The following is a 22306-nucleotide window of genomic DNA, read 5'->3' on the forward strand; positions in this document are numbered from 1 at the left end:
GTCTAGTGGTTCTAAATCGAATATTGATAACGCAGTATGAAAGCCAATCAAACTCGCCCAAGGGAGCGTGCTTTCAGTCCTATTTCATCGTCAAAGAACTTGGAAAGGACTCGTCATTACGCTGCGTCCTTTTCCTCGAACTAGAACAGAAGGCAGCGCTCTGAATCATGCATCTTGAGGAAGTTTGGGTATATACTTTTATACATAAAGTAAAAATTACTGAAAACTGTTTGTTTTTCATCATTTCTTGCTATTTATTCATCATTTTGAAGTAAAAATAGGCAGTTGAAATATTTTCTAAAAAAAATGTTTGACCTCAATCAGTCAAATCACTATTATGCACCCCGTTGTCAACGAGGACTCTCGGAGATAACAAAATGGTATCGGCGATTAGCGCAGTTTGGTAGCGCACTTGGTTTGGGTCCAAGGGGTCGCAGGTTCAAATCCTGCATCGCCGACCACTTTTAAAATAAGAAAAGTAGCATTGTTGATGTTTACTTCGAGTTTGCGCCCTTAGCTCAGCTGGATAGAGCAACGCCCTTCTAAGGCGTCGGTCGAAGGTTCGAATCCTTCAGGGTGCGCCATTCTTATTTACTCCCCATGTAGTGGCGGCTGTAGCTCAGTTGGTAGAGCCCTGGATTGTGATTCCGGTTGTCGTGGGTTCGAGCCCCATCAGTCGCCCCATCTACATACTTTTTTATCGGCGATTAGCGCAGTTTGGTAGCGCACTTGGTTTGGGTCCAAGGGGTCGCAGGTTCAAATCCTGCATCGCCGACCACTCCTAAAAAATATACTGTCGGCGATTAGCGCAGTTTGGTAGCGCACTTGGTTTGGGTCCAAGGGGTCGCAGGTTCAAATCCTGCATCGCCGACCATCTTATTTTCTCTCTTTTTAGTCATCTTTTAATCAGTCAGCCTGTTATTCACCATTTATTTACCTTCATAGCTCGACTACAGCAATGAATCGGTTATAATGCCGCGTCTATTGTTTAACATAGCGCCCAGTAGGGCAGGCAACAAGATTGTCTAATAGAGTTAAATACACGTATTGCGTTTTTAACTAAGCTAATTAGTGCAACTTGTTTCTAAGGAAGGCGCATTGGCGCCAAAAATGAAGATTGAGGTAAATCATGCAAGTTTCTGTTGAGACGACTCAAGGCCTTGAGCGCCGTCTGACTATCACCGTTCCTGCAGAGAACGTTGAGACTGAAGTTAAAAAACGCTTACAACAACTGTCTAGAACTCAGCGTATCGATGGTTTCCGTCCAGGTAAGGTACCAGTAAAAGTAATCGCTAAGCGTTACGGTGCAGCTGTACGTCAAGAAGTTGCTGGCGATATCATGCAACGCAACTACATCGAAGCAATTGTTTCTGAAAAGCTAAACCCAGCTGGCGCACCTGCGTTCGCACCTAAGTCTTTAGAAGAAGGCAAAGAGCTAGTATTCGAAGCAACTTTTGAAGTTTACCCAGAAGTTGAACTAAAAGACCTTGAGAAAATCGCTGTTGAAAAGCCAGTTGTAGATGTAACTGACGAAGACTTAGCTAACATGCTAGAAACACTTCGTAAGCAACACGCTACTTGGACTGAAAGCGATGCAGCTGCTGGCGAAAACGACCGTGTAACTGTTGATTTCCTAGGTACTGTTGACGGTGAAGAGTTCGAAGGCGGTAAAGCTGAAGACTTCCCTCTAGAGCTAGGTCAAGGTCGCATGATCCCAGGTTTCGAAGACGGTATCGTTGGTAAAAAAGCAGGCGAAGAAGTTGTTGCTGATGTGACTTTCCCTGAAGAATACCACGCTGAAAACCTAAAAGGTAAGCCAGCTCAATTCACTATCACTGTGAAGAAAGTAGAAGTTCAAGAACTTCCTGAGCTAAACGACGAATTCGCAACTAAGTTTGGTGTTGCTGAAGGTGGCGTTGACGCACTGAAAGAAGAAGTTAAAAAGAACATGTCTCGTGAGCTAACTCAAGCAGTTAAAGCGAACGTAAAAGACCAAGCTATCAAAGGTCTTTTAGAGACTAACGAAGTTGAAGTGCCTAAGTCACTTATCGACCAAGAAATCGATGCGCTTCGTCAACAAGCGGCACAACGTTTTGGCGGCAACGCACAAAACATGCCTGAGCTACCAGCTGAGCTTTTCCACGAGCAAGCAGTAACTCGCGTTAAGACTGGTCTACTTCTTGGTGAAGTGATCAAGTCAAACGACATCAAAGTTGATGACGCTAAAGTTGAAGAGCTAATTGCATCAGTTGCTTCTGCATACGAAGATCCAAGTGAAGTAGTTGCATACTACAAATCAAACGATCAAATGATGCAGCAAATGCGTAACGTAGCTATGGAAGAGCAAGCTGTTGAAGCGATTCTTGCAAAAGCTGCAGTGACTGACGTTGAAAAAGCATTCGACGACATCATGAATCCACAGCAAGGTGCTTAATAAGTCATTGACTTAAAGCTTTGCTAACGATTTAATGGCTCGTGATACTCTTATTGAGGATCCGAGCCATTTTACTTTCTGTAGGTAAAATATCCGCAAAACGCAGCGCCAGAGATTTTGGCGGCTCCTAAGGAATGAATAACAATGAATGATGGTATGTTTGATCCACTTAATGCATTAGTCCCTATGGTTGTTGAGCAAACAGCGAAAGGTGAACGCTCTTTTGACATTTATTCACGTCTTTTAAAAGAACGTATTATTTTCTTAACTGGACAAGTTGAAGACCACATGGCAAACCTTATTGTGGCGCAACTATTATTCTTAGAATCTGAAAGTCCTGATAAAGATATTTATTTATACATCAACTCGCCAGGCGGTTCGGTAACGGCGGGTATGTCTATTTATGACACTATGAATTTCATCAAACCTGATGTAAGTACTGTATGTGTTGGCCAAGCTGCGAGCATGGGCGCATTCTTACTGTCAGGTGGTGCAAAAGGTAAACGTTATTGCTTACCTAACTCTCGCGTGATGATCCACCAACCTTTAGGTGGCTTCCAAGGTCAGGCATCTGATTTTGAAATTCATGCAAAAGAGATTTTATCGATCAAAGAAAAACTAAATCGTTTAATGGCTGATCACACGGGCCAAGAATACGAAAAAGTAGCACACGACACAGACCGTGATAACTTTATGACTGCAGAGCAGGCACTAGAGTATGGTCTAATCGATGCAGTTCACACTCGCAGAGATTTAAAATAAGTTATAATTCCAATCATCAATAATATTCAAAATTGATCACTTTTTTAAGATTATTGGTATAAATCAGGGCAAAGTTAATTTGCCCTATGTTAACTATGCTAATTTTTAGATTCTTTGATATAGTTAACAACATGATTATTGTTATCTAGAGCAGATAACGCAAAACGATGAGGTAGCTGAATGTCAGATACACCAACAGACGGCGACAAAAATACAAAGCTTTTATATTGCTCATTTTGTGGCAAAAGCCAACATGAAGTAAGAAAGCTGATTGCTGGACCTTCTGTTTATATTTGTGACGAATGCGTCGACCTGTGCAACGACATTATTAGGGAAGAAATCAAAGATATTGCACCAAAGCATGACTCTGGTGACAAACTACCTGTTCCTAAAGAGATCCGTAACCACCTAGACGACTATGTTATTGGTCAAGAGCACGCTAAAAAAGTGTTAGCTGTTGCTGTATATAACCATTACAAGCGTTTAAAGAATCAATCTGTAAAGTCTGAAGTTGAACTTGGCAAGAGTAATATTCTACTTATCGGTCCAACGGGTAGTGGTAAAACGCTATTAGCAGAAACGCTGGCGCGATTACTTGACGTTCCATTTACGATGGCTGACGCAACAACTTTAACTGAAGCGGGTTATGTTGGTGAGGATGTTGAAAATATCATCCAAAAGCTGCTGCAGAAATGTGATTACGATGTCGAAAAAGCACAGCGTGGCATTGTTTATATTGACGAAATAGACAAGATTTCTCGTAAATCTGATAATCCATCAATTACGCGTGATGTGTCAGGTGAAGGCGTTCAGCAAGCTTTACTTAAGCTGATTGAAGGTACCATTGCGTCAGTGCCACCACAAGGCGGCCGTAAGCACCCTCAACAAGAGTTCTTGCAGGTTGATACCTCTAAAATCTTGTTCATCTGTGGTGGTGCATTTGCTGGTCTTGATAAAGTCATTGAACAGCGTAGTCATAAAAATACAGGTATTGGCTTTGGTGCAGACGTTAAAACGTCAGATTCAGAACGTTCTTTAAGTGAAACATTTAAACATGTTGAGCCTGAAGATTTGGTGAAATACGGTTTAATCCCTGAATTTATTGGTCGTCTTCCAGTTGTAGCGACGCTGACAGAGCTTGATGAAGCAGCTCTTATTCAAATTTTAAGTGAGCCTAAAAACGCGCTGACTAAACAATTTGGCGCACTTTTCAAAATGGAAGGTGTTGAATTAGAGTTTAGAGAAGACGCGCTGAAAGCGATTGCACATAAAGCGATGGAACGTAAAACAGGTGCTCGAGGCCTGCGTTCTATTGTTGAAGGTGTACTACTAAACACTATGTATGATTTACCTTCAATAGAAGATGTCAGTAAAGTCGTCATTGATGAGACTGTCATTAAAGGCGAATCAGACCCAATTCTTCTTTATGAAAACGGCAGCCAAGACAAAGCTGTTTCAGAATAATTAAGATTCGGTATAAAAAAGGAGCCAATGGCTCCTTTTTTTATCAATCGGTTGAACTTTATGGGTTTAATCCCCATATTGCCATTATTAACGAATAACCAAAATGCGAAGAGAAAATAATGACACTTGAGAGAACTGATCGAGTCGAAATTCCTGTGTTGGCCCTACGCGACGTTGTTGTGTATCCGCATATGGTGATCCCGCTATTTGTTGGTCGTGAGAAATCGATCAGATGTCTTGAAGCGGCGATGGAAAAAGACAAGCAAATTTTTCTAGCCGCGCAGATGGATGCTGCGGTTGATGACCCTTCAACAGATGAAATTTATACAACAGGCACAATTGCGACTGTATTACAGTTACTAAAATTGCCTGATGGCACAGTAAAGGTGCTAGTAGAAGGTACGCAAAGAGCGCGTATCGAATCATTCATTGAAACCGATGAGTACTTTTCTGCGACTGCGCAATTTGTAGCTTCACAAGACATTGATGAGCAAGAGCAAGATATTTTCGTGCGCAGTGCAATTAGCCAATTTGAAGGCTATGTAAAGCTTAATAAGAAGATCCCACCAGAAGTTTTATCATCTGTGTCTGGAATCGATGAAGCAGCACGCCTAGCTGATACTATGGCTGCACATATGCCTATTAAGGTACCTGAAAAGCAGAAAGTATTAGAGCTTGAAAGCGTAACAGAGCGTTTAGAGTACTTAATGGCGCTTATGGAAGGTGAAATTGATCTACTACAAGTAGAGAAGAAGATCCGCTCTCGCGTTAAAAAGCAGATGGAAAAATCACAACGTGAGTACTACCTGAACGAACAAATGAAAGCGATTCAAAAAGAGTTAGGTGAGCTGGATGATGTACCTGATGAATTTGAAGCGTTGAAAAAGCGTATCAGCGAAGCGCAAATGCCAAAAGAGGCAGAAGAAAAAGCCACTGCTGAACTGAACAAGTTAAAAATGATGTCGCCAATGTCTGCAGAAGCAACGGTGGTGCGTTCGTACATTGATACCATGATCAATGTACCTTGGAAAAAACGTTCTAAGGTGAAAAAAGATTTAGCTGGCGCTGAAAAAATCTTAAATGCCGATCACTACGGCCTTGAAAAAGTAAAAGAACGTATTATTGAATACCTAGCGGTACAACAGCGTACCAATAAACTAAAAGGTCCAATTTTATGTTTAGTGGGGCCTCCTGGCGTAGGTAAAACCAGTTTAGGCCAATCAATTGCTCGTTCAACAGGTCGTAAGTATATTCGAATGGCACTGGGTGGCGTTCGTGATGAAGCTGAGATCCGCGGTCACCGTAGAACTTACATTGGTTCAATGCCAGGCAAGCTCATTCAAAGCATGAGTAAAGTTGGGGTGAAAAACCCATTATTCTTGCTTGATGAAATTGATAAGATGTCATCGGACATGCGTGGTGATCCAGCTTCTGCATTATTAGAAGTATTGGATCCAGAGCAAAATAGCACCTTTGCCGATCACTACTTAGAAGTGGATTACGACTTGTCAGATGTAATGTTCGTTGCGACGTCTAACAGCTTCAATATTCCAGGTCCTTTACTTGATCGTATGGAAGTGATCCGTCTATCTGGTTATACCGAAGATGAAAAGCTGAATATTTCTAAGCAGCACCTGATTCCAAAGCAGATCAAGCGTAATGGTTTGAAAGCTGGCGAGGTTGAAATCGAAGATAGCGCTATCATTGGCATCATCCGTTATTACACGCGTGAAGCGGGTGTTCGTAGCCTAGAGCGTGAGATCTCAAAGCTTTGCCGCAAAGCGGTTAAAGACATCTTATTAAACAAAGACAACAAGCAAATAGTTATCAATGGTGACAACTTAGAGTCTTATTTAGGTGTACATCGCCACGACTTTGGTAAAGCAGAAGACGGTGACAGAATTGGCCAAGTGACTGGCTTGGCATGGACTGAAGTCGGTGGTGACTTACTGACCATCGAATGTGCCTCAATGCCGGGTAAAGGCAAGTTGTCATTTACTGGCTCCCTAGGTGATGTGATGCAAGAGTCGATTCAGGCAGCTATGACGGTTGTTCGTAGTCGTACTGATAAACTGCGCATTAATGAAGACTTCTATGAGAAGCGTGATATTCACGTACACGTACCAGAAGGCGCGACGCCTAAAGATGGGCCAAGTGCAGGTATTGCGATGGTCACAGCTTTAGTTTCGAGCTTGACGGGTAATCCTGTACGTTCTGATGTGGCTATGACAGGTGAGATCACTTTACGTGGTGAAGTACTACCTATCGGTGGTTTAAAAGAAAAACTACTGGCTGCGCACCGTGGCGGTATTAAAACCGTTGTGATTCCAAAAGTGAATGAAAGAGACTTGAAGGAAATTCCTCAGAATGTGCTAGAAGGCTTAGAAATTCACCCTGTTTCTTGGATTGATGAGGTGTTATCACTGGCTTTAGCTGAACCAATCGAGTCATTTTCTGTTGAAACTCAGAAAAAAGTCGAAAATAGCTAAAAAAGTGCTGTAAAGGGCTTTTCAAATCACATCGGTGTGATAAGTTAGGCTCTGATTCAAGCCTAGGCCTTATATAGCTTAGGCTTACAAAGATTTTAAGAATTAGAAAGTACGTCACTTTCTAATAGTAATAACAAAAAGTGGTAGTTATCAAAAAAATGCTCTCGCTTTTGATAATAACAATGTAAGAGGATGATATTGTGAATAAATCTCAATTAATCGATCAAATTGCAGCTGATGCTGACATCTCTAAAGCAGCGGCAGGTCGTGCGCTAGATTCATTCATCGAGTCAGTAACTGGTGCGTTAAAAGATGGCGATTCTGTAGCATTAGTTGGTTTCGGTACTTTTTCTGTACGTGAGCGTGCTGCACGTTCTGGCCGTAACCCACAGACTGGTGAAACTATCCAAATCGCAGCTGCGAACATTCCTTCTTTCAAAGCGGGTAAAGCACTGAAAGACGCAGTAAACTAATTGAATTAGTTACGAGGCTTTACACTGATTCACGTTTAAATCGTTAAGTCAGTCTCGTGTAGCTTCAAGTAAAAAAGCGTATCTGATAAGATACGCTTTTTTTACAATAGCTAAAAATCAAAGCGCGTGCGTGCTTTGGCTTAGATAAGAGAAACAACAATGCTAGAAAAGATCAGAGAAGGCTCACAGGGCCTTGCAGCCAAAATTATCCTTGGCTTAGTTATCCTGTCTTTTGCGTTAGCAGGGATAGGTGGTTACCTAGGTCAAACCACAGAGCAACCTGTCGCAGAAGTTAATGGAGTTCAAATTAGTCAAACTGAGTTCTCACGTGCTTTTGAAAATGAGCGTGCACGTCTTGAACAACAGTTTGGTGAATACTTTGCGCAAATCGCAGCTGACCCAAATTATATGGCTCAGATCCGTAATGGCGTGATTGACCGTTTGGTACAACAAGAATTACAAAACCAACTTGCACTTCAGTTAGGTCTTCGTGTCAGTGACGATCAAGTGAAAAAAGCGATTGTTGAAATGCCTTATTTCCAAATCGCGGGTCAGTTTAACAACGACACTTACCTTCGTGCGATCCGTCAAATGAACTTCCAACCAGATACATTCAGAGAGTTCTTACGTGAAGAAATGACTCGTACACAACTAGTTTCAGCAGTTGCTGGTTCTGACTTCGTGCTACCGAGTGAGTTACAACATACTGCAGCATTGCAACAACAAACACGTAATATTGATTATGTGGTACTGACAAAAGAGAAGATGAAGTCTCAAGTATCAGTGTCAGATGAAGAAGTAAGTGATTATTATCAGCTTAATCAACAACAGTTTATGGCCCCAGAGCAAGTCGCTGTTCAGTATTTAGAATTAAAAGCAGACGATATTACTTTAGATACGCCAGTTACAGACGAAGACGTACGTGCTTTCTATGAAGAAAGTAAATCTCAGTATCTAGAAGAAGAAAAGCGTCGTGTTGCACACATCCTTATCGATAACAGCGAAGATGATGCTTCTGCAGAAGAAAAAGCTAACGCTATCTTAGCTGAGCTAAAAGCGGGCGCAGACTTTGCTACTTTAGCGGAAGAAAAATCTGACGATATCGTTAGTGCTGAGCTCGGTGGTGACCTTGATTGGATTGAGCGTGATGTGATGGAACCTGCGTTTGAAGAAGCAGCATTTGCACTTGCTAATATTGGTGATTTCACAGAAGTTGTAATGACAGAGTTTGGTTACCACATTATTAAATTGACAGATTTACAAGCTCAAGTTGAGAAACCATTTGAAGAAGTTGCTGATGAGTTAAGAAGCGAGCTTGTTAAAAATGCAAAATTAGATGCTTTTTACCAAAAACAAGCGGAAGTTGCTGAATTAGCATTTGAAGTCTCTGACTCTTTAGAGGATGCTTCTCTAGTTGCTGGTACTGAGTTAAAGTCTACATCACTTTCTAGTCGTATGACTCTACCTGCACCTTTAAATTCACCGTCTGTAACGGCTGCGATTTTCACACCAGAATTACTTGAAGACAAAGTGAACTCTGAAGTGCTAGAAGTGGCACCTGAGCATATTGTAGTTGTGCGTGTTACAGAGCATGTTGCCGCTGCAACTAAGCCGCTTGAAGAAGTTAAAGAGCAAATCGTGGCAACTTTAACTAACGAAAAAGCATCATCGTTGCTTGCTGATTATTCAGAAAACTTATTTACAGAGTTTAAAGCAGGTAAAGCGCTACAAGAGATCGCTACAACTGAAGCAACTGAAGTTAGCTCTGATACAGCACTTCAACGTCAATCTTTCTCTGTTGCGCCTGCGATTGTAAAAGACGTATTTGCATTACCTCATCCATCGGAAGGTGGCAAAGTTGAAAGCTTAGTTACGTTAAATAATGGTGATGTAGCGCTTGTTCAACTGAACTCAGTAACAACTCCTGAAATTACAGCTGAGTTAGATGCACAGCAAAAGCAGGGTATTACAATGTCGGCGATTAACAAAAATTACTTAGCGTTTGTTTCAGCTCTTGAATCAAAAGCAGAAGTGGTTCGTCCAACAGTTCAAGTTGCTGAAGAAAATTAAGTAAATATTTTATGAATAGAAAAGCGCCTTTATGGCGCTTTTTTTATTCTAATTTACAAAACAATAGCAAGTTTGCTGGGTTTTTGTACGCTCCATTATTGACATAAATCCCCATTGCTCTATGGTTAGAGTAATATCTACAAACAATAAATACTCAGGGAGCTGGGAACATGGCAATCGAAATAAACTTTGAACTATCAGATGCAGATTTAGCGCATTTTAAGAGCATGATGGACAAAGTTATCAGCAAAACTTCACACTATTCAGAAAGAGAAATCTTAACCAAAGCGCAACAGCTAGTCGATGAGATGGAAAAGAGTGAACTGCCAGAATTTGTTCGCACAAGAATGGCGTCTTTGGCGACGTTAATTGATGCAGTTCAAGATACAGAATGGCAGATCCCAGAAGAAGAAAGAAAAGATATTATCGCTTCGTTAGCATACTTCAGCGAGCCTGAAGATGTAGTGCCAGATCATATTCCTGGTCTTGGTTATATCGATGATGCGATTATGATTGAACTGGTGTTACAAGATATGTCCTTAGATCTTAAAGCATACTCAGAGTTCTGTAGCTTCAGAGCGACGGAAGAATCTCGCCGAGGTGAAGACGCAAAAGTTGACCGTGAAAGCTGGTTAGCAGGTACGCGTGCTCAGATCCGCTCTAACATGCGCCGACAACGTCAAGGCCGTAAATCTCGCCTATTTTCTCGTATCATGTAATTCTGTTTATCTAATAACAGACATAAACTTCGAAAAGGCTGCTTACACGTTAAGCAGCCTTTTCATTACCTTAGATTTAGGTTGAGCAAATACCTGAGCGGTTTTTCCGTATTCAACCACCTTTCCTCTGCTTAGTACCAGTAAGCTATCACTCATGTGTTTGACTAAACTCAAATGATGTGTAATCAAAACATAGCTCAAGCCAGTATCTCTCTGTAATGCTAACAAAAGATTGACTGTTTGCGCCCTAACTGATGGATCTAGCGATGATAAGGCTTCATCGAGTACTAGGACTTTAGGATCTAAAATAAGTGCTCTAGCGAGCGCGACACGTTGTAGTTGACCCCCACTAAACATGTGCGGATAGTAATGGTAGTGCTCTTCAAGCAAACCAACCCGAATTAAAACATGGGCGATTTTTTTATTTCGTTGTTTGTAAGTTAATTCTGTATTGTAACTTAAGCAATCATCGAGTATCTCACCTATTGTGAGACCGGGGTTGAGAGAGCGAGTAGGGTCTTGAAAAATCATACGAATATGGCGACAGTGATCTTGCCTAACGCCATCGTCTTCTATCGTTGTCCCATCAAGTAAAATTTGCCCTGTTTCGGCTTGCTCTGCACCGGCTAATAGTTTTGCCAAAGTGCTTTTACCTGCGCCAGTTTCACCTATAATTGCTATAGTCTCACCTTTGCCTAAGCAAAAAGATATATCAGTTAATACTGGTACATTTTTTCTTTTTAATAAACCGACTCTAACGCGATAGGTCTTGTGCAGAGACTGAACTTTTAAGATGGGTTGCATTTCTTATCTTCCTTTAACAAAGGGAAGTGGCAAGCAAAAGTATGACCATGAGATTTTTTTTGCTTAGGGGTAACCACACACTGCTTTTGCGCTTGTGGGCACCTAGGCCCTAAGCGGCAGCCTATGGGTAAATGCTGCAATGGTGGGATCGTGCCCTTAAGTGCATAAAAGCTCTCTTTATGGGCAAGGCCCTGAGCGTAATCTGGCAAACTTTTTACTAGGGCTTGTGTATAAGGGTGTAGCGGTGCATTAAATACTTTTTCTGTCGGCCCAGCTTCAACCATCTGACCACAGTACAATACATGCATAGCGTGTGACCAAGTGGTGATTTCTTCGAGTTCATGAGAGATCATCAATACAGACATGTTCTTGAGCTGATTGAGACTTTTTAATAGTCTAAAAACCTGTGCTCTTGTGGTGCTTTCAAGTGCCGTAGTCGGCTCATCAGCAATTAACAGTTTGGGGTTTCTAGCAATGGCCATGGCTATCATGACTTTTTGGCAGATCCCTTCAGAAAGCTCGTGAGGATAGCTATCAGCCACACGCTTATCGTCTCTGATCCCCACTTTATGAAGTAACGCTTTAACACGTTTTTTTCTTAGTTGCCTGCGAACTAAAAAATTACCACTAAGAGATTCTTCGGGGATTGATTCTGAGACTTGTTCAAATACTTTTGCAGTAGGATCTAGGCTTCTACTTGGCTCTTGATAGATCATCGCAATATCTTGACTGACTAGTTTTCGGCGCTTTTCAGGTGGCAAGCGCATTAAGTCGACCCCTTGCCAATGCATCCTATCGGCTGTAACACGCCAGCGCTTATTTAATACCCCGACAATGGCTTTTGCGATTAAGCTTTTGCCAGAGCCTGACTCGCCAACCAGCGCATGAACTTCGCCTTCTTTTAGGCTCAAATTCACTTTATCAACCGCGCGAATAACGCCGTTTTCGGTAGGTAGCTCTATGGTTAAGTTTTTGATGTCGAGTAAATGCATCAGTCAGCCTTACGATCTTTCAATACTTGTCTCAAACCATCACCTACAAGGTTCGTCGATAAGACAGCGATAAATAATAGCACACCAGGCAAACCAACAGTCCATGGGGCCAGATAGATTAGGCCGAGGTTTTCAGCCAAAATCGCTCCCCATTCTGTCGTAGGTGGCTGAGCCCCTAGTTTGAGGAACCCCAGTGCTGCAATGTCCAAGATAGCCGTCGAAAGTGCCATTGTGAAAATAACCACAATATGCTCGTAAATATTAGGAAATACGCCTCGAACGAGTATCTTCCACTTGCTGGCACCATCTAAGCGGAAGGCACTGATGTAATCTTTACTCAGTTCTTCTACCACTAAGTTTCTGATTGAATGCACGTATTGAGGAAGCAGGGCTAAAATGATCGCCCATACAGTATTAAGCAAGCCAGGGCCTAAGATAGCGATGATGATAATAGCTAATAATAACGAGGGAATAGACAAGGTGATGTCGAGCAAATGATTAAAAAAGCTCGAGCGAATGCCTTTACTCATACCTGCTAGCGAGCCAATAATGACACCTAAAGCAGTGGTAATTAAAGCTGCAATGATTGATAAACCAAAGGTAAACGTTGCTCCATTCATCAGTCTAGACAGAATATCTCGGCCAAGGTCATCCGTGCCAAGTATAAATCTAACATCACCGGCATCATGCCATGAAGGCGGAAGTAAGAGTGCATCAGCATGTTGCTGATTTATGCTGTAAGGTGAAATTAGCGGGGCGAACAGCGCTAATAAAGTAAGTGCAATAAAAATCCACAAGCCAACAAGCGCAGGGTGGTTAGCCTTGAACTTCTTCCATAAACGAGAAAGAGGCGAGCGGTTTGATTCTTCACTAAATAATTTAAATTTTGCCATGTGCTTGATTCCGAGAAATAGGGTTTAACACGGTATGGCTAAATTCAGCAAACATATTGGCGAAAATAACAAACACTGACACAGCTAATAAACCACCTTGGATCGCTGGATAATCTCGCTGATAAATACTTTCAATCAGCCAGCGACCAACACCAGGCCAAGAGAATATCACTTCGGTGATCATAGCAAGTGTCAATAAAGTACTAAACTGTAAACCGATTTGCTTAATCACAGGCAAAAGTGCATTTCTAAGCGCATGATGCAAAATCAACTGACGACGGTTTAAACCTTTTGCGCGAGCTGTTTTAATGTAGTTTTGTTCAAGTACATTGAGCATTGAGTCGCGAGTAAATCGAATTAACACTGTAGTCGGATACATAGCGAGAACAATAGTTGGCAACGCTAAGTGCTTTAATGCATCAATGAATGCAAGACCACCGTATGGAAAGCCCTGCGAGATAATATCGACTAAAATAAAGTGGCTATAAGGCTCAATTTCATAGAGTAGGCCAATTCGTCCAGACATGGGGAATAAACCCAATCCCAAGCAAAACACCATAATCAACAATAGAGCCAACCAAAAGATGGGAATAGAAAAGCCCATTAAAGTGAGGGAGTTAATGACTTTATCTGGCCAGCGTTTATGGAATACTGCGGCAATGACACCTGATGGAATACCAAACACAATTGCAACAACAAGTGCATAAATACACAGTTCTATCGTGGCGGGGAAGAGCAATAAAATATGTTCAAAAACGGGCTGTCCAGATGAAAGGGAGTAGCCCCAATCGCCCTCAACGATACGGCCAAGAAACGCACCATACTGCACTATGATGTTTTCTTCTAACAAGTATTTATCGGCCAAAGCTTGTGACTGCGCATAACTACTATTCACTTGGCCACTGAGGTTAGTAAGCACATCACCCGGAAACAAATAATTCAAAGAAAAAGTAAATGCAGTCAGAGTGAGCAACATGAATAGCAAAAGGCTAAGCCGTCTGAATAAATACTCGCGCATTACTGTTTCCTTGCATTTGCCAAAGAGATCCCACCAAATGGTTTCAGGTCGATGCCTTTAACCTCTTTACTTGATGCTTGAAAGCGCATGCCATGAGCAATAGGCACAAGCGGGAGCTGGTCGATGATCATGGCCTGTGCTTGGGCATAAAACGCTTTTCTTTCTTCGATATCAGTTGTGTCGAGCGCTTTAGTTAGCAGTAAGTCAAATTCAGGGTTGCACCAATTCGCTGGGTTTTTATCGCTGAAAGTCGCTGTACAACTCAATAGTGGACTAAAGAAGTTATCGGGATCTGGTGTATCAGCAACCCAGCCAAGCAGTACACTGTCATGCTCATGTTTACCAATACGTTCAATAAATGTATTCCACTCGTACTCAACTATTTTCGCTGTCACGCCAATTTGTTTTAAATCGCTTTGGATAAGCTCTGCCATTTTGCGCGCATTGGGGTTATAAATTCTCGATACCGGCATGGCCCAAATCGTCATTTCAAAGCCTTCTTGGTAGCCAGCCATATCGAGATATTTTCTTGCTAGGGTCGGGTTATAGGTCGGCATATTTTTTTGTTCAGTAAACGCCCAAGAAGCAGGTGGCAAATAAGATTTTGCAATTTGGCCATTGCCATAAAAAACAGCTTGTAGAATTTTATTGAAATCAACAGAGTGGGCTAGTGCTTTACGTACGAGCGAATTATCAAAAGGCTCTTTCTCCGTATTGAATGCCCAATAGCCAATATTTAGGTTTTCAGCTTTATCTACGGCTATATCAGTGCGTTTGCTTAACACCGCTAATTGTGAAGCACTTGGATGCGCGGTGACATCACACTCTTTAGTTAACATCTTGGCAATTCGGCTGGTATTGTTGGTTGTGATATCGAACACCAATTGCGACATAGCTACAGGGTGTTTCCAGTAAGATTCATTCTTATGATAACGGACCAAGTTATCTCGGAGGTATTGTTTATATTTATAAGGGCCGGTGCCTATCGGTTTATTATCAAACTGAGACTTATTCTCTGTCGCTACCAAAATGTCTGCGTACTCTTTAGAAGTAATCACAGCAAAGTCAGTTGCTAAGTTTGATAAAAAGCTGCTTTCAGCATTAAACAGTTTAAACTGCACTGTGTAATCATCGACTTTGATAATCTCTTGTATCAGCTGATCTAAACCAACACTTTGAAAATAGGGGTAAGTCGCATCGCCAACAAAGTGATAGGGGTTATACACATTGAATAAGCGGTCAAAAGAAAACACCACGTCATCGGCGGTCATTTCTCGGCTAGGCGTGAAGTAATCAGTGTGATGAAATTTCACGCCTTTTCGTAAATAAAAGGTGATGGTTGTGCCATCATCTGACACCCCCCAAGATTCAGCAAGTTCAGACTTAAACTCTGCTGTATCTGGATCAATGCTGATTAAGCGGTCATACAGCTGGTTTGCTATCAGATCTATGGTCGAGCCCGTCGTTGTGACTTGTGGGTTAAATGTCATCGGGTTGGCTTCAGCACAATAAACTAACCCTTGGTTTTTTTCATTTAACTTCACATTGGGCTTATCAATGCAGCCCATTAGCAAAGTACACAGCGTGCCCAGCAGCAGTATTCGCACGATTTACGCCTCTTGTTTCTGATCTAACAGATTGTATTTTTTCAGATAACCTCTCAATTGATGATACGTTAAACTGAGCATTTGTGCAGTCTTCTTTTGGTTAAATTGACTATGCTCTAACGCTTTCTTCAGCAGTTCAATTTCATAGTCGTTTGACAGTGTTTTCAAATCGCATGGGAATGAAAAATTATTCTCAGCTTGTTTAGTTTGCTCAATAACTGTAGCAGTGGAGGCTTCAGCCGCTGCTGGGGTTATTACTTCTGGGGCGCGTTCAATATTTGTCGGTGCTTTAATACGCTGAGCAGGACGATATGGGCTTTCAAATGGGTCGAAAATAATTTCATGAACAGGCAACTGCTCGCTACCATGGCGATATAAGCTACGTTCAACTACATTTTTTAATTCACGAATGTTACCCGGCCAATCGTAATCTAATAGCTTGTCCATGGCTTTTTTTGTAAAGCCACTGAACAGTGCCCAATCAAGGTCTCGTGCCATGTTTATGGCAAATTGCTCTGCCAGTAAGACGATATCTTCTCTTCTAGCACGAAGAGGCGGCAGTGTGATTACATCGAATGCGAGGCGGTCGAGTAAATCGTGACGAAATTCACCATTATCAGCTAAAGTGGGTAAATCTTCATTAGTTGCACACACTAATCGTGTATCTACTTTTACGGTGCTTTTACCACCAACACGTTCAAATTCACCGTATTCGATAACACGCAGAAGCTTTTCTTGAACCATGGCAGAGGTATTTGCGAGCTCATCCAAAAATAATGTACCGCTATTTGCACGCTCGAATCGACCTTCATGGCGTTTACTTGCGCCGGTAAAGGCGCCACTTTCATGACCGAACAACTCACTTTCAAGTAAGTTCTCATTAAGGGCTGCACAGTTTAACTTAACGTAGTTTTGGTCCCAACGTTCGGATAGATAATGAAGGCGGGCTGCAATAAGTTCTTTACCTGTTCCTCGTTCACCGATTATTAGTACGGGTTTGTCTAGTGGAGCAAGTTGTGAAACCTTGTCTAGCACAGCTAAAAAGCTGTCTGATTGGCCAAGTAAATTATCCTGTTGGCGAAACTGACTCATATTGCCTAACTCTTAGTTATTTTTGCTAACTATTAGTGTATTTTAAAAAAAGCTTGAAAAAAAGAAGTTTTTGAAATTTAATAAGGTATTGATTTTTATTGTTTTTATTTGCTGTGAAAGTTGGCAAGCAATTTGATACTACTTACTCAGTTAAATTAATTGAGTAACCGAAGAGGTAAAGATTATGGGAATTTTCTCACGTTTTGCAGACATTGTTAATTCAAATATCAATGCCATCCTTGATAAAGCAGAAGATCCAGAAAAAATGGTTCGCCTCATTATTCAAGAAATGGAAGACACATTGGTAGAGGTCCGCTCTACTTCAGCTAAAACACTGGCTGAGAAGAAAGAATTAGCACGTCGTGTTGAGCATCTAAATCAAGAAGCACAACAATGGCAAGAAAAAGCTGAGCTGGCGTTGGTTAAAGATCGTGAAGACCTTGCACGTGCAGCATTACTTGAAAGACAAAAGTCATCAGATGCTGCAGCGAGTGTAGAAAAAGAACTTGAGCATTTAGAGTCTCATATTGAGAAATTACAGCAAGAAGTTGCAACACTTCAAGATAAGCTAGCTGATGCTAAAGCGAGACAAAAAGCCATTGTGTTGCGTCAGCGTTCAGCTGAGTCTCGTTTAGAAGTGAAAAAGGCATTAGACAGCTCAAAAGTTGAAGATGCACTTAATCGTTTCGAGCGCTACGAAAGCAAGATCGATGGACTAGAATCACAAGTAGAGGCTTATGATTTAGGTAAAAAGTCACTATCGGATGAAATTGCTGATTTACAAAAAAATGAGCAAGTTGATGATGAACTAGCGGCTCTAAAGAAAAAGCTAGCAAACAAAGAACAATAGGTACTACGTGCCTGCCAAGGCGGGCACTGACACAACAGGTTGAGTTATAGGAGTATTGATGATGGATTTAGAAATTTTAGTTGCGCCAATTATTATTTTCATGGTGATTGTTGCCCCTCTTTGGCTAATTCTTCACTATCGTAGTAAGAAACAGGTAAGCCAAGGCTTGAGTGAGCATGAGCACCGCCAATTGATTGAGTTAGCTAACAAAGCTGAAAAAATGGCAGAACGCGTCGAAACACTAGAAGCTTTGTTAGACCAAGAATCGCCGCAGTGGAGACGTAAGATATGAATAAATTGAAAAGAGAGTTATATCGCGACCCCAAACGTGGAAAAATAGCAGGCGTATGTGCAGGTTTAAGTGATTACTTCAACATGGAATTGTGGCTGGTTCGCATCCTGTTTATCACAGCAGTATTGTTATCTGGCGGTCCGTTATTTGTCGTTATTTACATTGCTTGTTGGTTTATTCTTGATAAAAAAGAGCCTAGCTTGTCGCAAAGTACAGGTAAGTTTGATGAGATTGATCCAATCTCAGTAAAGTTTAAGGTATGGCAAAAAGGTGAGCCTCCACGTCAGGCGCTGTTTGATTTAAAAGATCGTTTAACCCGTTTAGATAATCGTATACAAAGTATGGAAACTTATGTGACATCAAGTGAGTTTACTGTGTCACGTGAAATCAATAAGCTGTAGTACCAATTGAATTGAAGGTTTGTTCGCTCATTGCGGTAAATATAAGTTAAAGGACTACCTAGTGCGTTAGAATGGACGCTTAATCAGTAAAATTGGAATATCCATCATCTTCAAGCGAGTGCGGCTATACTTTAGTGTAGGCCGCACGCTTTCTTTAACAGGGAGTGACACTGTTATAATGAATCCGAATTTATTCAGCCACGCGAACCTTGATAAACTCAAACAAAAAGCCCAAAAGACCCTCCACCGTAGCTTAGATCAGCATGTAAAGTTGGCTGTTACTGGCTTAAGTGGCAGCGGTAAGACTGCATTTATAACAGCGCTCGTAAAACATTTAACCACACAAACCAACAAACAGAATTTGCCTTTTTTTGATGTCGTGAAGGATGACCGCCTGATTGCAGCCAAACAAGTGCCACAATCTGCATTAGACATTCCCACTTTTGATTACCCTAATGCCATTAATTGCTTACTTAATTCTGAGCCCAGTTGGCCTAAATCGACAAAGCGTATTAATACCTTAACCATTGCTATTCGATACGAAACCAAGCACGGCTTAAAGCAGCATGTGTCGCCGCAAAGTACCCTCTATTTAGAACTGATTGATTATCCTGGTGAGTGGTTAATCGATTTACCTATGCTTGAGCAAGATTATGTAAGCTGGAGTGAGTCAATGCTCAGCTTGCTAGAAAAGCCAGAGTACAGCGAATATGCGCGGCCATTTCTAACTGAGCTCGAACAATTCAATAGTGAAGAAAATATTGATGAGCAAGTGCTTAAGCAACTATCAAATCTCTACACGCAAGCTTTAAAGCAGTTAAAAGCACAGACGCAACTTGCTTATCTGCAACCAGGAAGACAATTGATCCCTGGTGATTTAGAAGATGCCCCCATCTTATTGTTCTTCCCGTGCCGTGAGAGTAACGACAAAGAAAATAGCCAATATAGCCATTTAGCCAGCCGCTTTGAGGCGTATAAAAAGCAAGTTATCACGCCTTTCTATAAAAACTATTTTTGTGAATTTGACCGTCAGTTGGTACTTGTTGATGTGATGAGTGCTCTAAATGATGGCCCGCAATCTTTGCTTGAGCAAAAACATACTCTTCAAGCCGTGTTGCAATCATTTAATTACGGCCGCTCTAATCTAATTAAGCGTTTGTTCTCGCCAAAAATCGATAAAGTGTTATTTGCTGCCAATAAGTGCGACCATGTGAATGGCACTCAGCAAGTTGCCATAGCGCAGTTATTGCATGATTTGGTAGGCGAGCAAGCCAATGATATGCGTTTTAATGGCGTGCTGATTGAAACAATGGCGATGTCATCAGTGCAAAGCACTTTGGCGAAGCGTATAAAAGAAGGCGACAAAGCCTTAGACTGCATCTATGGCAAGCCACTCAATGAAGATGAATGGCTTACTTACTTGCCGCCAGAACCGCCAAACCACTTTATCACGCAAAGTCAGTGGCCAACTCATGGCTTTGAGTTTATTTCATTTGCGCCATTACCTAGTGCCAAAAGTGAGTTAACTCATACCCGTTTAGATCATGCTCTACAGTTTTTAATTGGAGATAAATTGCAATGACAGACAATCAATCAGCTCAATTAAAACCGGGTAGACGTATTAATGTCGGTGATGTTGGCGAAACCCAAAAAGAATTAGAAACAGGTAAGCGCTTTGAAATAGTCGAAGAGCTAGATGTCATTGATGGAAGCAGTGAGTTTGAACAAGAGTTAGAGCCTGTACTTAAACCTAAAAGCAGTCGCTTCAATTTCAAAGGCATTTTCGTTATTAGCTTATTGTTATTAATCGCTGTTGAAACGGGTTACACCATCATTGAGGCAATGCAAGAGTCTATACTATTAGCAGGCTTGTATGGCTTTGTGCTGACCACCGCCTTGTTAGTATTAAGCAAATTCTTATTCAAGGAAGCGGTTTCTTTAAAAGCGTTGAAACAGCAAAACCTGCGCCAAAATGATGCGCTCCGGTTAATGAGTAGCACACAAATTGGTGAAGCTGAAACTTGGTTGCAGCCCTTACTAAAACAACATACCGATGCAGAAGTAAAGGAATTTAAAGCCTGCTTAAAGCCGCATCATACAGACAAAGAGGTTTTACATTTATATCAAACAACCTTACTGGTCAGTAAAGATGAGCAGGCGAAAGCAATCATTAACCAACATGCAAAAACGTCAGCGCTTTTGGTGTCTCTCAGTCCGATGGCATTACTTGATATGCTTTCGGTGCTGTGGCGTGGTATTAGCTTGATTGAAAAGATAAGTCAACACTACGGTATCAAACTGGCGTATCGCAGTCGCATCATGTTGTACAAACAGTTGGTTAAACAGATGTTGTTTGCTGGTGCATCCGAATTGGTATCTGACTTAGCGGCGACTAGCCTAGGCGCTGAGTTGTTAGGCAAGTTGTCAGCGCGAGCTGCACAAGGCCTCAGTGCAGGCGTGTTTACAGCGCGCTTAGGCTACAAAACCATGGAGTTATGTCGACCGTTACCTAAGCTAGAGCAAAAGCAATCCTTATTAGGGCAATCAGCACAAGGTATTTTATCTGCTTTATTAGAGCGTACAAAAACGTCTAAAAATGATTAAAATGACAACTTAACTGTACGATTTTTAGAGGGTTTTGCTCGTCTAGCCGTCTTAACATCTGGCTTGCTTGTGGAATTTTACTTGCTGGATTATTTATTAGTTCATCAACAGACTAATAATAAATTCATAGGCAATAAAATGACGAAGTATCATGACAACACCAATTGCATCCATAGCCCTGTCCATTTTGACGACCCACATGGCGCGTTAACCGCGCCACTATACCAAACATCTACCTTTCAATTTAAGGACGCGGCTCAAGGTGCGGCGCGCTTTGCAGGTGAAGAAGCGGGTTACATTTATACGCGCCTTGGCAACCCAACTACCCGTGAGCTTGAACAAAAACTCGCGCAGCTTGAAGAGATGGAAGATGCTGCAGCAACTGCAACAGGCATGGGGGCGGTATCTGCTTCTGTATTGAGCTTTTTAGGGCAAGGCGATCATTTAATTGCATCTAGCGCATTATATGGTTGTAGTTTTGCGCTGTTTTCTCACATGCTGCCTAAGTGGGGCATTGAAGTGTCATTTGTAGATATGACCAACGAAGCAGAGCTTTATGCAGCTGTTAAACCAAATACTAAAATGGTGTTTGCTGAAACACCGATCAACCCAAATATGACGGTGATTGATTTAGCGATGCTGGGTCAGTTTGCTAAAAAGCATGATTTGATCAGCGTGGTGGATAACACCTTTATGACACCGCTACTGCAAAAGCCAAAACATTTTGGCATAGATATCGTGATCCACAGTGCAACTAAATACCTTAATGGCCATGGTGATGTCGTCGCAGGTGCAGTATGTGGTTCGCAAGAACACATTGAACTGATCAAGCTTACGGTATTAAAAGACATTGGTGCGACTATCAGTCCGCATGATGCTTGGTTGATTAACCGAGGCTTAAAAACACTGGCTGTGCGTGTTGAAAGGCACTGCCAAAGTGCACAAAAAGTCGCAGAGTTTTTAGATGCGCACCCTAAAGTCAGTGAAGTGTATTATCCTGGTTTACCTTCACACCCTGGTTATAAATTCTTGGGTGAGCAGATGAAAGGGGCTGGTGGTGTTATTGCTTTTGAGATCGATGGTACCCTAGAGCAAGGTGAGCGTTTTATTAATGCGACTGAACTTTGTACGTTAGCGGTCAGTTTGGGCGACCCAGAAACACTCATTCAACACCCTGCATCGATGACACACTCGCCGTATACCAAAGAAGAGCGAGAAGCTGCAGGCATTTCTGATGGTTTGATCCGAATTTCTGTTGGTTTAGAAGATGTTAACGACATCATTGCTGACTTGGAACTGGCATTTAAGCAAATTTAACGTAACCTAAAGTTTACTAAAGGGG

Annotated in this window: 19 protein-coding genes and 5 tRNA genes; 18 read left to right on the forward strand and 6 right to left on the reverse strand. The window is 41.7% G+C overall.

All coding sequences use genetic code 11. The features are described 5' to 3' along the window. The first annotated feature begins 384 nt into the window (after window positions 1-384). The 12 genes from CWB72_RS05600 to CWB72_RS05655 all read left to right on the forward strand — a co-directional run bounded on the left by CWB72_RS05600 (window position 385) and on the right by CWB72_RS05655 (window position 10411). Window positions 385-461 (forward strand) — tRNA-Pro (locus tag CWB72_RS05600). Between the two features lie 46 nt (window positions 462-507). Then, a tRNA-Arg gene (locus CWB72_RS05605) sits at window positions 508-584 on the forward strand. Window positions 585-608: 24 nt separating this feature from the next. Then, window positions 609-684: transfer RNA gene (locus CWB72_RS05610), tRNA-His, on the forward strand. 17 nt (window positions 685-701) lie between these two features. Then, window positions 702-778, forward strand: a tRNA-Pro gene (locus CWB72_RS05615). A 19-nt stretch (window positions 779-797) separates the two neighbouring features. Further along, window positions 798-874: transfer RNA gene (locus tag CWB72_RS05620), tRNA-Pro, on the forward strand. Window positions 875-1129: 255 nt separating this feature from the next. Continuing rightward, window positions 1130-2434 carry a trigger factor gene (gene tig, locus CWB72_RS05625; RefSeq protein ID WP_138629838.1) on the forward strand — a complete coding sequence of 435 codons (1305 nt, stop codon included), beginning with the start codon at window positions 1130-1132 and terminating at the stop codon, window positions 2432-2434. Between the two features lie 144 nt (window positions 2435-2578). Then, complete coding sequence (clpP, locus tag CWB72_RS05630; RefSeq protein ID WP_058030725.1) at window positions 2579-3196, forward strand: ATP-dependent Clp endopeptidase proteolytic subunit ClpP; 618 nt, start codon at window positions 2579-2581, stop codon at window positions 3194-3196. Between the two features lie 180 nt (window positions 3197-3376). Continuing rightward, window positions 3377-4660, forward strand: a complete 1284-nt coding sequence (gene clpX / locus CWB72_RS05635) for an ATP-dependent protease ATP-binding subunit ClpX (protein WP_138629840.1) — start codon at window positions 3377-3379, stop codon at window positions 4658-4660. 119 nt (window positions 4661-4779) lie between these two features. Further along, window positions 4780-7149 (forward strand): endopeptidase La, encoded by a 2370-nt coding sequence (lon, locus tag CWB72_RS05640; RefSeq protein ID WP_138629842.1) that lies wholly within the window; start codon window positions 4780-4782, stop codon window positions 7147-7149. A 200-nt stretch (window positions 7150-7349) separates the two neighbouring features. After that, a complete protein-coding gene (hupB, locus tag CWB72_RS05645; RefSeq protein ID WP_010371157.1) occupies window positions 7350-7622 on the forward strand; it encodes a nucleoid-associated protein HU-beta in 273 nt (90 codons plus the stop codon). A gap of 159 nt (window positions 7623-7781) precedes the next feature. Then, on the forward strand, window positions 7782-9692 hold the full coding sequence (locus CWB72_RS05650; protein ID WP_138629844.1) for a SurA N-terminal domain-containing protein: 1911 nt from the start codon (window positions 7782-7784) through the stop codon (window positions 9690-9692). 170 nt (window positions 9693-9862) lie between these two features. Then, a complete protein-coding gene (locus tag CWB72_RS05655; protein ID WP_138629846.1) occupies window positions 9863-10411 on the forward strand; it encodes a YkvA family protein in 549 nt (182 codons plus the stop codon). A 42-nt stretch (window positions 10412-10453) separates the two neighbouring features. Here the strand turns inward: CWB72_RS05655 and CWB72_RS05660 are convergent, their stop codons facing one another. The 6 genes from CWB72_RS05660 to pspF are packed head-to-tail and all read right to left on the reverse strand — an operon-like array spanning window position 10454 to window position 16817. After that, on the reverse strand, window positions 10454-11215 hold the full coding sequence (locus CWB72_RS05660) for an ATP-binding cassette domain-containing protein (RefSeq protein ID WP_138629848.1): 762 nt from the start codon (window positions 11213-11215) through the stop codon (window positions 10454-10456). Further along, window positions 11200-12207, reverse strand: a complete 1008-nt coding sequence (locus CWB72_RS05665) for a peptide ABC transporter ATP-binding protein (protein WP_138629850.1) — start codon at window positions 12205-12207, stop codon at window positions 11200-11202. The genes CWB72_RS05660 and CWB72_RS05665 overlap by 16 nt, the downstream gene beginning before the upstream one ends. Further along, on the reverse strand, window positions 12207-13100 hold the full coding sequence (locus CWB72_RS05670) for an ABC transporter permease subunit (protein ID WP_130255298.1): 894 nt from the start codon (window positions 13098-13100) through the stop codon (window positions 12207-12209). The genes CWB72_RS05665 and CWB72_RS05670 overlap by 1 nt, the downstream gene beginning before the upstream one ends. After that, complete coding sequence (locus CWB72_RS05675; protein WP_138629852.1) at window positions 13087-14118, reverse strand: ABC transporter permease; 1032 nt, start codon at window positions 14116-14118, stop codon at window positions 13087-13089. The genes CWB72_RS05670 and CWB72_RS05675 overlap by 14 nt, the downstream gene beginning before the upstream one ends. Continuing rightward, window positions 14118-15725 carry an ABC transporter substrate-binding protein gene (locus tag CWB72_RS05680; RefSeq protein WP_138629854.1) on the reverse strand — a complete coding sequence of 536 codons (1608 nt, stop codon included), beginning with the start codon at window positions 15723-15725 and terminating at the stop codon, window positions 14118-14120. Before CWB72_RS05680 ends, CWB72_RS05675 begins: the two co-directional genes overlap by 1 nt. Before the next feature lie 3 nt (window positions 15726-15728). Next, a complete protein-coding gene (gene pspF / locus CWB72_RS05685) occupies window positions 15729-16817 on the reverse strand; it encodes a phage shock protein operon transcriptional activator (protein ID WP_138629856.1) in 1089 nt (362 codons plus the stop codon). 184 nt (window positions 16818-17001) lie between these two features. Between pspF and pspA the strand changes: the two genes are divergently transcribed. From pspA to CWB72_RS05715, 6 genes are all read left to right on the forward strand, one after another. After that, window positions 17002-17667: a phage shock protein PspA gene (pspA, locus tag CWB72_RS05690; protein ID WP_138629859.1), complete on the forward strand. Its 666-nt coding sequence runs from the start codon at window positions 17002-17004 to the stop codon at window positions 17665-17667. 58 nt (window positions 17668-17725) lie between these two features. Further along, window positions 17726-17959: an envelope stress response membrane protein PspB gene (pspB, locus tag CWB72_RS05695; RefSeq protein ID WP_130255293.1), complete on the forward strand. Its 234-nt coding sequence runs from the start codon at window positions 17726-17728 to the stop codon at window positions 17957-17959. Beyond that, window positions 17956-18360, forward strand: a complete 405-nt coding sequence (gene pspC / locus CWB72_RS05700; RefSeq protein WP_138567109.1) for an envelope stress response membrane protein PspC — start codon at window positions 17956-17958, stop codon at window positions 18358-18360. Before pspB ends, pspC begins: the two co-directional genes overlap by 4 nt. Before the next feature lie 178 nt (window positions 18361-18538). After that, entirely contained in the window at window positions 18539-19942 is a 1404-nt protein-coding gene (locus tag CWB72_RS05705) for a YcjX family protein (protein WP_138567108.1), read from the forward strand. Beyond that, the gene (locus tag CWB72_RS05710) at window positions 19939-20964 is read left to right on the forward strand and encodes a TIGR01620 family protein (protein WP_138629861.1); all 1026 of its coding nucleotides are present in this window, start codon (window positions 19939-19941) and stop codon (window positions 20962-20964) included. The genes CWB72_RS05705 and CWB72_RS05710 overlap by 4 nt, the downstream gene beginning before the upstream one ends. Window positions 20965-21102: 138 nt before the next feature. Further along, on the forward strand, window positions 21103-22281 hold the full coding sequence (locus CWB72_RS05715) for a trans-sulfuration enzyme family protein (protein ID WP_138629863.1): 1179 nt from the start codon (window positions 21103-21105) through the stop codon (window positions 22279-22281). The last annotated feature ends 25 nt before the right edge of the window (window positions 22282-22306 follow it).

Origin of the sequence: Pseudoalteromonas phenolica (assembly GCF_005886345.1) — a bacterium.
GTDB lineage: Bacteria > Pseudomonadota > Gammaproteobacteria > Enterobacterales > Alteromonadaceae > Pseudoalteromonas > Pseudoalteromonas phenolica_A.